This is a genomic window from Gordonia sp. DT219, assembly GCF_049847065.1.
GTDB lineage: Bacteria > Actinomycetota > Actinomycetes > Mycobacteriales > Mycobacteriaceae > Gordonia.
Window position 1 is genome coordinate 80973 of record NZ_JBNCNR010000015.1, and the last position, 11649, is coordinate 92621.

11 protein-coding genes are annotated in these 11649 nt (G+C 67.1%); 4 read left to right on the forward strand and 7 right to left on the reverse strand.

Going from position 1 to position 11649, the window contains the following annotated elements; all coding sequences use genetic code 11:
- Positions 1–22 precede the first annotated feature (22 nt).
- The 3 genes from ACPXB3_RS16800 to ACPXB3_RS16810 form a co-directional block, all read right to left on the reverse strand.
- A complete protein-coding gene (locus tag ACPXB3_RS16800) occupies positions 23–1633 on the reverse strand; it encodes a peptide chain release factor 3 (protein WP_425728569.1) in 1611 nt (536 codons plus the stop codon).
- A gap of 68 nt (positions 1634–1701) precedes the next feature.
- Positions 1702–2718 (reverse strand): beta-ketoacyl-ACP synthase III, encoded by a 1017-nt coding sequence (locus ACPXB3_RS16805; protein WP_425704783.1) that lies wholly within the window; start codon positions 2716–2718, stop codon positions 1702–1704.
- Positions 2719–2795: 77 nt separating this feature from the next.
- Complete coding sequence (locus ACPXB3_RS16810; protein WP_425704782.1) at positions 2796–3452, reverse strand: PadR family transcriptional regulator; 657 nt, start codon at positions 3450–3452, stop codon at positions 2796–2798.
- Positions 3453–3703: 251 nt separating this feature from the next.
- Here ACPXB3_RS16810 and ACPXB3_RS16815 point away from each other — a divergent pair, with 251 nt between their 5' ends.
- The 3 genes from ACPXB3_RS16815 (at position 3704) to ACPXB3_RS16825 (ending at position 6546) form a co-directional block, all read left to right on the forward strand.
- Positions 3704–4717, forward strand: coding sequence for an ATP-binding cassette domain-containing protein (locus ACPXB3_RS16815; RefSeq protein ID WP_425704781.1), 1014 nt, complete (start codon positions 3704–3706; stop codon positions 4715–4717).
- The gene (locus ACPXB3_RS16820; RefSeq protein WP_425704780.1) at positions 4714–5475 is read left to right on the forward strand and encodes an ABC transporter permease; all 762 of its coding nucleotides are present in this window, start codon (positions 4714–4716) and stop codon (positions 5473–5475) included. Before ACPXB3_RS16815 ends, ACPXB3_RS16820 begins: the two co-directional genes overlap by 4 nt.
- A gap of 129 nt (positions 5476–5604) precedes the next feature.
- Positions 5605–6546: a hypothetical protein gene (locus ACPXB3_RS16825; RefSeq protein WP_425728571.1), complete on the forward strand. Its 942-nt coding sequence runs from the start codon at positions 5605–5607 to the stop codon at positions 6544–6546.
- 83 nt (positions 6547–6629) lie between these two features.
- Here ACPXB3_RS16825 and ACPXB3_RS16830 read toward each other — a convergent pair whose 3' ends face one another.
- The 4 genes from ACPXB3_RS16830 to ACPXB3_RS16845 form a co-directional block, all read right to left on the reverse strand.
- Entirely contained in the window at positions 6630–8330 is a 1701-nt protein-coding gene (locus ACPXB3_RS16830; protein ID WP_425704778.1) for a PQQ-binding-like beta-propeller repeat protein, read from the reverse strand.
- 101 nt (positions 8331–8431) lie between these two features.
- Positions 8432–9502, reverse strand: a complete 1071-nt coding sequence (locus tag ACPXB3_RS16835) for a beta-ketoacyl-ACP synthase 3 (protein ID WP_425704777.1) — start codon at positions 9500–9502, stop codon at positions 8432–8434.
- A gap of 60 nt (positions 9503–9562) precedes the next feature.
- Complete coding sequence (gene pth / locus ACPXB3_RS16840; RefSeq protein WP_425728573.1) at positions 9563–10129, reverse strand: aminoacyl-tRNA hydrolase; 567 nt, start codon at positions 10127–10129, stop codon at positions 9563–9565.
- A 56-nt stretch (positions 10130–10185) separates the two neighbouring features.
- Positions 10186–10809 (reverse strand): 50S ribosomal protein L25/general stress protein Ctc, encoded by a 624-nt coding sequence (locus tag ACPXB3_RS16845; protein WP_425704775.1) that lies wholly within the window; start codon positions 10807–10809, stop codon positions 10186–10188.
- Between the two features lie 271 nt (positions 10810–11080).
- On the opposite strand from ACPXB3_RS16845, the gene ACPXB3_RS16850 reads away from it, so the two are divergent.
- Positions 11081–11536 (forward strand): limonene-1,2-epoxide hydrolase family protein, encoded by a 456-nt coding sequence (locus ACPXB3_RS16850; protein ID WP_425728575.1) that lies wholly within the window; start codon positions 11081–11083, stop codon positions 11534–11536.
- Positions 11537–11649: the final 113 nt, after the last annotated feature.

Here is an 11649-nt window from a genome sequence, read left to right on the forward strand (position 1 = left end):
CGGAACGAACGCCGAGTCGTCGTCAATCCGCCGCAGCGACAAGCGGTTCCAGGGTGAGGTCGGGGTGTTCCTTCTCGATGTACTGTAGCCGCCATTTGTCGCTGAACAATGCGAGGAGCACACCGTCGCCGGAGCGGGTGAACACCTCGACGCCGCGCTGCCGGTCGAGTTCGGCGGCGCTGTCGGCGTCGGTGCGGCGGGCCAGGGTGTAGCCGAGCGGTTCGATGACGGTGTCCACGTTGTATTCCGCCTTCATCCGCGCGGTCATCACCTCGAACTGCATCGGACCGACTGCGGCGAGTACCGGCGAGGCGTCGCCGCGCAGGTCGTTGCGCAGGACCTGCACCACACCCTCGCTGTCGAGCTGCTCCATGCCCTTGCGGAACTGCTTGTACTTGTCGGCGGTGGTGACGCGCAACGATGAGAAATGTTCGGGCGCAAAGGAAGGTATGGGCGGAAACTGAATCCGCGGTCCGTCGTAGAGGGTGTCGCCGGGAGCGAGCGCAGTCGCGTTGACCAGACCCACCACGTCGCCGGGATAGGCGGTGTCGACGGTGGAACGGTCACGGCCGAACACGGCCTGGGCGTACTTGGTGGCGAAGGGTTTTCCGGTCTGCGCGTGGGTCACCACCATGCCGCGCTCGAACTCACCCGAGACGATGCGCATGAACGCCAGTCGATCCCGGTGGCTGGAGTCCATGCCGGCCTGCACCTTGAACACGACCGCGCTGAACGGATCGGTGGGCTCCCGGACGGTGCCGTCGACGCCGGCGCGTCCGGCCGGGGCGGGTGCGAGCCCGACGAGCGTCTCGAGTAGTTGGCGCACACCGAAATTCAGCATCGCCGACGCGAAGATCATCGGTGAGGTCTGCCCGCCCAGGAACAGTTCCTGATCGTGGTCCTGACCCATCTCGGTGAGCAACTCACTTTCTTCGACCGCTTCGGTCCACGCCTGCCCTTCGCGAGCGGACGCGGCGTCGGCGTCCATGACCTCCTCGGGGGCGATCGTGGCGCCGCCGGCGGTGCGGGTGAAGTGGATGTAGCGGCCGCTCCGGCGGTCGAGCAGACCGCGGAAATCGCCGGCGATGCCGACGGGAAAGAACAGGGGAGTCGGGAGCAGGCCGATGCGTTCGCTGATCTCGTCGATCAACTCGAGGGGTGTGCGTCCGGGCCGGTCCCATTTGTTGATGACGGTGATGACAGGGATGCCGCGATGGCGACACACCTGGAACAGCTTGAGCGTCTGCGGCTCGAGGCCCTTGGCGGCGTCGATGAGCATCACGGCGGCGTCGACGGCGGTGAGTACCCGATAGGTGTCCTCGGAGAAGTCGGCGTGACCGGGCGTGTCGACGAGATTGATGACCGTGGGTTCGGCGCCCGGCGCAGAGCCGGCGGGCAGGTAGTTGAACTGCAGCGCGGTCGAACTGACCGAGATCCCGCGCGCCTTCTCCATCTCCATCCAGTCCGAGACCGTCGAGCGGCGGCCGGCCTTGCCGTGGATTGCGCCCGCCTCGCTGATCATGCGGGCGTGCAGTGCCAGCGCCTCGGTCATGGTCGACTTACCGGCGTCGGGGTGGGAGATGATGGCAAAGGTGCGGCGCCGGCGGACCTCGTCGGCAACGGAAGAACTCACCCGTTGAGGCTATCGGGCCAGGCCGTGGCGCCCAAAACGCCGACGCGCACCGAAGCGATGCGAGGGAACTACTCGAACGGCACCGGCGGCATCTTGACGACCTGCGCGGCGTAGCTCAGCCCCGCGCCGAAGCCGAGTAGCAGCGCGGTGTCACCCGGCTTGGCCTTGCCGGTGGAGAGCAGATCCTCGATGGCCAGGGGGATCGACGCGGCAGAGGTGTTGCCGGTGTACTCGATGTCGTTGGCGACGACGGCGCGCTCGGGCAGGTGCAGGCTCTTGGCCAGCAACTCGTTGATCCGCGCGTTGGCCTGGTGCGGCACGAAGACGTCGAGGTCCTCGGTGCCGATCTTCGCCGCCTCGAGCGCGCGCTGGGCGGCCTTGCCCATCTCGAATGCCGCCCACCGGAACACCGCGGTGCCCTGCAGCCGCACATATGGGCGCTGGACGCGGTCGCCGTCGAGGAAGGTGACCCAGTCGATGTCCTGGCGGATCGCGTCGTACTGCGACCCGTCGCTACCCCAGATCACCGGGCCGAGTTGCTGATCCTCGGTCGGGCCGACGACGACGGCGCCGGCACCGTCGCCGAAGATGAAGCAGTTGGTCCGGTCGGTCATGTCGAGGGTCACCGACAGTTGTTCGGCCCCGATGACCAGCACATGGGTGGCGCTGCCGCCGCGGATCATGTCGGCGGCGATCGCCATCGCGTAGCCGAATCCGGCGCAGCCGACGGTGACGTCGAAGGCCGGGACGCCGTTGGCCCCGAGCTCGGTGGCGACCTTCGTCGCGCCGGCCGGCGTCAGCAGCAGATGCGTGTTGGTCGCGAGGATCACCGCGTCGATGTCGGATCCCGACAGCAATGCGTTGGCGATCGCCGTGCGGCCCGCCGCGATGGACATCTGGGTGACGTCCTCGTCGCGGCGTGCGAATCGCCGGGTCTTGATGCCGGTGCGGGTGTAGATCCACTCGTCGGAGGAATCGATGTGTTCGCATATCTCGTCGTTGGTGACGACGCGCTCGGGCCGGTAGGCGCCGATTCCGAGCATCCCGATGTTCGTCACACCGGTCTTGTCGGCGATCACGGTCATGATGAGGTGTCCTTCCGTTCGGCGATCCGCCTGCGGTGCGCTATGCGAGTCAACATAGACGGTCTCACATGAGGCGCCTACTCGGAAGTAGTGGAGCGCCGCTCGGCGATCAACGCACGATAACGAGACCGGTCGGAGGTCATCTGATGGCCCGGGTCGTCCGCCGGGGGCGCCCACGTCGACGATGGCTGAAAGGACAGTTCCCCGGACCGTAGATCGTCGACGACGCCGGTCAGCCACTCGAGTTCGGCGCGGGCGCGGGTGATCCAGAGTTGGGCGCCGCGTTGCGCATGGGGCGGTACGTAGGGATTCGGTGAGGCGGCCGGTGCGAACTCGTCGATGGCCGCGGCGAGTCGGCGCCGCCGCTCGTCGAGGTGGTCGAGGGCGGGCGCGTCACCGAGTAGCGGCAGCAACCCGAAGGCGGCATGGAACGCCCGGTCGTCGAAGATGTCCACCTCGCGGGTCGCATCGGCGAGCTGCTCGGCAAGTCGTCGCCGTCCCGGCTCGGTGATCTCGTATACGGCGACCTCACGCGTGCCCTCGGGCAGATCGTGGCGTCGCAGCAGTCCCTCGTCGGCGAGTCGGCCGAGCGCGTGATAGATCGAGCCGGGTTTCACGTTGGCCCACCGGTCGGCCTGCCACGACAGCAGCTCGCGCCTGATCTGATAGCCGTTCACCGGCCCGAACAACCCGACCGCGCCCAGGAGCAGCAGCTGGGTGGCAGGTGGGCGCATGAATGCAGGGTAATCGCCGCGTCGCCGGACCTGGCGGACAGTCGTTGTCCGCGATCCGGTGAATTCTGGTCGGCGATCGGGTCACAACAGGCGAGTGCCGTCGGAAAATGGCAGTGGCGCCCGACGAAGCAGTGGGGTCGGCCGAGACGCAACCACTTGACAGGTATGTTCAAATTTGAATAGCACGGTGAAAATACCCTGGCCGCGTTCGGCCGGCCGGACGCACGACGAGTGATCGAGGAGAGGAACCCATGATCCATGCGCGAGGTCTCGTCCAGACCTTTCACACCGGGCGCGGGAAGCAGAAACGTGAAGTTCGCGCCGTCGACGGCGTCGATCTCGATATCGCCGAGGGTGAGGTGGTCGGATTCCTCGGGCCCAATGGCGCCGGGAAGACCACGACCCTGCGAATGCTCACCACCCTGTTGCGGCCCACCGCGGGGACCGCGACGGTCAACGGCTACGACGTCGTACGCGACGCCGTCATGGTCCGGCGCAGCATCGGCTACGTCTCGCAGGCCGGGGGAACGTTCAGCCAGGCCCAGGCCGGCGACGAGGTCGTCGACCACGGCATGCTGTACGGGCTGTCGCGGCCGGACGCCATCCGCCGCGGTAAGGCGCTCTTCGAGCAGCTGCAGCTCGACGGACTGTGGGAACGCATGCCCAAGAACATGTCCGGCGGGCAGAAACGCCGGCTCGACATCGCGATGGGTCTCGTCCACGACCCGACGCTGGTGTTCCTCGACGAGCCGACCACCGGCCTCGACCCGCAGGCCCGCGCCAACCTGTGGGAGCACATCCGGCGGCTGCGTACCGAACGCGGCGCCACGATCTTCCTGACCACCCACTACCTCGACGAGGCCGACGAGCTCTCGGACCGGATCCTCATCATCGACAACGGCCGGATCGTCGCCGCCGACACCGCCGACAACCTCAAGGCGCATGTCTCCGGCGACCTCGTCGATCTCGAGATCTCCGACGTGGCCCAGGTGTCCACCGCCGCAGCCAAACTCGGCTCCATCGCCAACGCGGTCGAGACCGAGGGCCGCCACATCCGCGGCCGGGTACAGCGCGCGGGCCGGCACGTCCCGGCACTGCTTCGTGAACTGACCACGGCGTCAATCGAACTGGACTCGATAGAGATCATCCGGCCGACGCTCGACGACGTCTTTCTCACCATGACCGGGCGTTCTCTGCGGGACGCCCAGGCCACCACCGAGAACGCCGAAGAGACCGAACTCGACAACGAAGGAGCGCTGCGATGACCTTCCTGCGTGAATCCCACATCGTCTTCCGGCGGCAGATCCGGATGAACCTGCGCAACCCCGCGTGGGTGTTGATCGGGGTGCTGCAGCCGGTGCTGTATCTCGTGTTGTTCGGCCCACTCCTCAAACCGTTGGTGTCCCAATTCCCCGGTGGCTCAGACAATCCCTACACGTTCCTGGTGCCCGGTCTGCTCGTACAGCTGGGGCTGTTCGGTGCCATGTTCGCCGGCTTCAGTCTCATCGGCGAATGGCGCGAGGGCGTCATCGAGGCCGAGCGGGTGACACCGGCGAGCCGCACCGCGCTGCTCACCGGCCGGCTGATGCGCGACATGCTGCAACTTCTCGTGCAGGCAGTGATCCTGGTGCTGCTCGGGTGGGCGATGGGGATGCGCGGGTCGGTGATCGGCGTCGTCGTCGGGATCGTGATCACGTTGCTCATCGGCGGCGCATGCGCGGCGGCGTCGAATGCGTTGGCGCTCACCACCAAGAGCGAGGATGTGATGGCCCCGGTCATCAACATGGTGATGATGCCGGTCCTGTTGCTCTCCGGCATCCTGCTCCCGATGACGCTGGGCCCGGCATGGCTGCACCGGCTCAGCGACTTCATGCCGTTCCGCTGGATCGTCGACGGCGTCCGCGACACCTTCGGCGGCGAGATCGCGACGATGGCGGTGCTGTGGTCGGTACTCGCCGCGCTGATCTTCGCCGCGCTCGGAACATGGTGGGGGACTTCGGTGTTCCGTAAGGAGAATGCCTGACCTACGGTCGTTCCCGCTCACTCATTTGCTTCCCGCTCAGCGATCTCGGTGAGCGGGAAGCAAATGGTTGAGCGGGAAGGGGCCCGAAATCGGTGGAACCGAATCAAGTCGCCTCGCGTCCAACGATTCATGACCAACTATCCCCAGGACGACTTCGGACTCATCCGTCGTGACGCTGCGTTGCGGCGCGGCATCTCCGACGCCCACCGGGCCGCGGCGGTCAAGCGGGGCGGGCTGATCCGGCTCGTCCCGGGAGTCGACGTGGAACCCAGCGAGGAGTTCGACGGCCACGAGGGCGCCCAGAAGCTGCATCGGCTCAAGGCGATTGCCGTGTCGACGTCGAACCTCGGTGCGGAGAAGGCGCTTCCGCTCAGTCACGCGTCGGCGGCGTCGTTACACGGCTTGCCGCTGCTGAAGCCGGACCTAGGCCGGGTACACGTCACCACCGGACGTGTGGCGGGCGGTTCGATCCGTAGCCACCGGCACCTGCACGCGGCGCCGCTCGAGGCGGACGAATTGGTGCGGTGCGACGGCCTGCTCGTCACCTCGCTCGAGCGCACCGCCGTCGACGTCGCGACATCGGGCGACTTCACCCAGGCGCTCACCGCATTCGACCAGGCGTTGCGCCTCGGTGCCGACAGATCTCTGATGCAGGAGATCCTCGTACGTCGCCGACGACGGAACGCCAAGATCGCCGAGCGCGCCCTCCGATTCGCGAGTGCGCTGGCGGACAGCGTCGGCGAGTCGTGGAGCCGGGCTCAGATCATCGATGCGACGCTACCGATCCCGCGGTTGCAGCAGGAGATCGTCGTCGCCTCCGGTCGCACCTATCGCACCGACTTCGATTGGGACTGGCGGCTGGTCGGTGAGTTCGACGGCATGACCAAATACGGGCGGCTACGCCGTCGGGGAGAATCCGTCGCCGACGCGGTCATCCGCGAGAAGCTCCGCGAAGATGAGATCCGCGATACCGGCCCGATGGTCGTGCGCTGGATCTGGAGCGACCTCGAACGAGACCTGCTGATCCCGCGGCTCCGAAACCGGCTCGTCGCACTCGGACTCGCCGCGTGAATCCTGTTCCCGCTCACTCATTTGCTTCCCGCTCACCGATCTCGTTGAGCGGGAAGTAGACGGGTGAGCGGGAACGAGGGCCGTCAGGGGCCGATCATCGAGACACCGTCGTAACCGACCGTGCTGTACACGGCCGACGCCTCGTTGATCAAATGCTCTCCGTCGGTTCTGAACTCCCAGGCCTGCTGCCCGGTGGCCATGTCGTACGCGGTCAGGGTGGAACCGTTGCTGGTGATCAGCCGCTCCCCGTCGGTGTTCAGGACGTCGGTCAGGTACTCCTTGGGGTCGACCTTGATGGGTACAGATCGGTTCGCTCCGGTCATGGGATCGAACAGTTGGAGCGGGCCATCGGTATCCGCAGTGCCGCCATAGGTGCTGGGGTCGGTCGATCCGCCGGCCTTCCCGAGGCGGATGCCCAGCAGGTCACCGGTCATCTCGGCCGTCAGCCGGCTCGCGGTGAACTCGGAACCCGTTCTGCGCCAGATGAGATGGCCCGTCATCGGATTGGCTGCACCGATGATGTGGGAGGTCTTGCTGACGCTGGACGCGATACGGCCGAGGATCGGCGCCGGTGGTGCGGGGGATCCGATGTTGTAGTTCTCCGCTGCGGGAGCCCAACCTGGTGCGAAACCTGTTCTGGTGCCGTCCGACGAATAGAAGTCGGTGCCGGTGCCCTGGGCGTTCATCACCGCGACGCCGCCCTGATACACGGTAAACGGAACGGTGGGGAACCGGCGGGCGGTGGACCGGCTCAGCGAAGCGATCGGCTTTCCGTCGGCGGCACGCAGCAGCGACAGCTCGCTCGAATTGGGCAGCGGCGCGTCGGTCCGCACGATGATCGGCTGGTCGCCGGCCACGCCCGAACCCTGTCCGGACCACGTCACCGTTCCATTGGCGTCGGTGGAGATCATCGTGCCGGATTCGGTTGCCGAGGCGCAACTCACGATGAACCGATCGCCGACGGCGTACATCTGCTGGACGGCGTTCGACTGTGCGGGCAACGGGGTATCGGCGATGTGGGCGCCGGTGTGCGCGTCGAGCACCGTGAGACTCTCCGCGCCGGGCCCCTTCGTCGCTGTGGCACAGGCGATTCGGGCGTCGGTGGCCGCGCACAGATCGATGAACCGGCCGGGCGGCAGCGCGGAGGTGAATCGCGTGCGTCCGGTGGCGGCATCGACCACCGTCACCGACGGCGAGTACTCCTCGCTGCCCAGGATCAACGCGGTCGAATTCGCTCCCCACCATCCGGGCAGGGAACGTCCGGACGACCATTTCACAGTCGGCTCGGTGGGCATCGGGGCCAGGTCGGCCGGCACCGGGTGCGCGATGGATCCGATTTCCTCGGGGTGCACCGTGTCGTCGCCGGGGACGAGTGCAGTTGCGGCAGAGTCTCCGTCATCACCGGAGCCGGCCACGACGACCACCGTCACGATCACGATCACGGCGACGACGACGAAGGCCACGGCTCCCAACGCGATCCACAACCAGGTGCGGCGCGGCGACTTGGAGGGCGGGGGCGGTCCGCCACCTGGGGGTGCGGGCCACGGGGGTCCGCCCGGCGCCGGATGTGCGGGCCCAGGCATCGGGTACCCCGGTGTTACGTACCCCGGCCCCGCATAGCCCGGCCCCGCATACCCCGGCCCCGAATAGCCTTGTCCCAGATGGCTCGTCGGCGCGTACTCCGGACCCGGATATCCCGGCGACGGATATCCGGGCTGCAGTGGAACGGGCTGCGGTGGGCCGGGGGCCACGGGATGTTCCGGTGGATCAACAGGGCTGGTCACGCCGAAGACCCTAACCCGAGCCCATGCCCGCCGGGCGATCGGCCCGGCGGATCACGTGGAGTGCGCCAAAGCCGTTGCGGCGCCGCGGCGGTGTGCCGCGCTCAGCCCAACTCGTCGAAGCTGGTGATCGCCGGGGCCGGCGGTAGGGTGACGACGGCGCCGGCATACGAGAGGCCGGCGCCGAAGCCGAGCAGCATCGCGGTCTGTCCGCCGCGGGCCTTTCCGGTGGCCAGCATCTCCTCCATGGCGAGTGGAATCGAGGCGGCCGACGTGTTGCCGGTGTTCTCGATGTCGTTGGCCATCGGCAGATCGTCGGGGAAGCCGAGGTTCTTCTTCATCAGTTCGTTGATCCGTGCGTTCGCCTGGTGGGGGACGAAGACCTCGATGTCATCGATGCCCACCCCGGAGGTCTCGATGACGGCGGCGAGTGCCTTCGGCAGTGTGATCGCCGCCCAGCGGAACACCCGCGAACCCTGCATCGTCACCACCATGCGGCCGACGGGATCGGTGTCGGGATCCTTGTGCTGATACTCCTGCGCCCGGTCCATGTAGTCGGGGATGTCGTAGTTCTGTCCGATGGCCTCGGCGTTCTCGCCGTCGGAACCCCAGACGGTCGGGGAGATACCGTTCTCCTCGCTCGGTCCGACGACGACGGCACCGGCACCGTCACCGAAGATGAAGGCGGTGTTGCGGTCGGTGGGTTCCATGACCACCGACATCGTCTCGACGCCGACCACGAGGACGTACTCGGCCGACCCGGCCCGCACGGTGTCGGCGGCGACGCCGAGTGCGTACCCGAAGCCGCCACACCCGGCGGCGACGTCGTAGGCGGGTATGCCGTTGAGGCCGATATCGAAGGCGACGACGGGGCCGCCGTGCGGGATCTTGGTCCGCCAGCTGTTGGTGGCCAGGATCAGCGCGCCGATCTTGTCCTTGGCGATGCCGGAGTTGCTGATGGCACGTTCGGCGGCGGCGGCGGCCATCGTCCGCGCGGTCTCGTCACCACTGATCCAGCGTCGGTTACGAACACCGCTGCGCTCGTAGATCCATTCGTCCGAGCTGTCGAGAACCTCGCACACCTCGTCGTTGCTCACCAGCCGCCGGGGCCGGTAGGCGCCGATGCCTAGCATCGCGACATTCTGATGTCCGGTGTTCGCTGCGAGTTTCGCCACGTGTTGGTCCCTTCGTGTTGCGCCGGGGGAGATTGTATGCGGTGATCCGGCAGCGAGATATCACCAGGCGTGCACGGTGTTCTGCGCGGCCTCGAGGCCGTGGCCGAGCAGCAGGTCGACGGCGTCGGCACCGTGCTCGATCAGCAGGTCGACCTCGGTCCGGGCCGCCGACGGGAACGGTTTGAGGACGAAGTCGGCGGGGTCCTGCCGTCCCGGGGGACGGCCGATGCCGAGCCGGACCCGCAGATAGTCGCGGGTGCCGATGGCCTGACTGAGTGAACGCAGGCCGTTGTGGCCACCCTCACCGCCGCCCCGTTTGAGCCGCACCAGACCGAAGTCGATGTCGAGTTCGTCATGCAGCACGATCAGATCGGCGGGGGCGACCGAGTAGAACTTGGCCAGCGGCCCGATCTGGCGGCCTGCGGTGTTCATGTAGGTGCGCGGTTTGGCCACCAACACCGAACCGCCGGCGAGTGGTACCGATGCGACCTGGGCGCCGGAGCGCTTGTGCACCGTGTACCGCTCGCCGGCAGCGGTGACCAGACGATCGGCGACCATGGCACCGATGTTGTGACGTGTGTGCTCGTACTTCGTCCCCGGATTACCAAGTCCGACGATGAGTTTCACGTATCAGGCTCCCGGTGCGGCACTGTCACCGTGAGCCGAGGTCACCCGCTTGGGGGTCACGCGGACTCGTTGGCCGATTCCGTCGGCACCTCGGCGCCGGCTTCGACGGCCTCGGCCTCGCGGTCGGCGGCGGTGGCGGCCTCGTTGATCGCGACGATCAGGGTCTCCGGATCGGAGATGAGGGTGACGCCCTCCGGCAGTGCCAGATCCGAACCGTGGATGGTGGTGCCGGCGTCCTTGCCCTCGACGTCGACGACGATCTGCTCGGGGATCGAGAGCACGTCGGCCTCGACCTCGATCGTGTTGGCATCCTGGGTGACCAGCGTGCCGGGGGCGGCGTCGCCCTCGACCACGATGTTGATCTCGACGCTGACCTTCTCGCCACGCCGGATGAGCTGCAGGTCGACGTGCTCGATGTAGTTGCGGATCGGGTGGACGTCGACCTGCTTGGTCAGCGCGAGCTGCTTGGTGCCGTCGACATCGAGATCGATGATGGCGTTGATGCCGTTGTTGCGCAGGATCGCGGCGAACTCACGCGCCGGGATGCTCAGGTGCTGCGGGTCGGAGCCGTGGCCGTAGAGCACGGCCGGCACCTGGCCCGCGCGACGGGCGCGGCGCGCGGCGCCCTTGCCCTTCTCGGTGCGAATGGTGACGGCGAGGCCGGAGGTCTGGGTTGCCATGAATGTTCTCCTTGGTGCGGGGACCGGAACGCCCGGTCGGGGGTGGTGCTTCCCGGCGCGACGACGCCCACATCACGACCGCCCAGGTGCACTCGGAGTCCGCACCGGAGGAGACATGCGATGGCCGCGCCGATCACGGTGATCACTCACCCTCGCCGAGACAACCCGAACAGCGTAGCCGATGAGCTGCGTCGATGTCATATCACGGTGGGTGGCCCTGGTCTCGGCGATACGGTCGCGACGCGCACACGTGGTGGGCATACTGGCCTTCATGACCTCACGCAGCCCGATCGACACCGCGACCGGCTTCCTCGATGCGCTGGCGCGCGGGGACAGCGCCACGGCCGCGCTCGACCTCGCCGACGACGTCGTCTACACCAACGTCTCGCTGCCGACGATCCGCGGCAGCAACAAGGTGGCCCGGCTCTTCGCACGCATGGACGCCTCACCGGTGTCCTTCGACTACCGGATGGTCAACGTCTCGTCGGCCGACACGGTGGTGTTGACCGAACGCGTCGACCAGATCAGCCTCGGCCGATTGCGGCTGCAGTTCTGGGTCTGCGGACGATTCGAGGTGGTCGACGGTCGAATCGCGGTGTGGCGGGACTACTTCGACTACTTCGACATCACCAAGGCGCTGGCGCGCGGTCTGCTCGGGCTGGTCATCGGCTCTGCGGTGCGTCCGCTGCACGGTAGCCCGAAAGCGGGACATGCTCTCGCCGAATGACGGCGTCGTCCCCTAGTGTTCCGCGCCGTTAATTCATTGAATATGTTGTAGGGTTGGGTATGGCACGCACTGGACGCCCAAAAGCCGCTTTGACGTTGACCGACGAGGAGCGT

Bases quoted from the DNA above. Each gene is read 5' to 3' on its own strand.
- ACPXB3_RS16805 (WP_425704783.1), bottom strand. From the start codon at position 2,718: ATGACCGTGATCGCCGACAAGACCGGTGTGACGAACATCGGGATGCTC.
- ACPXB3_RS16810 (WP_425704782.1), bottom strand. From the start codon at position 3,452: ATGCGCCCACCTGCCACCCAGCTGCTGCTCCTGGGCGCGGTCGGGTTG.
- ACPXB3_RS16815 (WP_425704781.1), top strand. From the start codon at position 3,704: ATGATCCATGCGCGAGGTCTCGTCCAGACCTTTCACACCGGGCGCGGG.
- ACPXB3_RS16820 (WP_425704780.1), top strand. From the start codon at position 4,714: ATGACCTTCCTGCGTGAATCCCACATCGTCTTCCGGCGGCAGATCCGG.
- ACPXB3_RS16825 (WP_425728571.1), top strand. From the start codon at position 5,605: ATGACCAACTATCCCCAGGACGACTTCGGACTCATCCGTCGTGACGCT.
- ACPXB3_RS16845 (WP_425704775.1), bottom strand. From the start codon at position 10,809: ATGGCAACCCAGACCTCCGGCCTCGCCGTCACCATTCGCACCGAGAAG.
- ACPXB3_RS16850 (WP_425728575.1), top strand. From the start codon at position 11,081: ATGACCTCACGCAGCCCGATCGACACCGCGACCGGCTTCCTCGATGCG.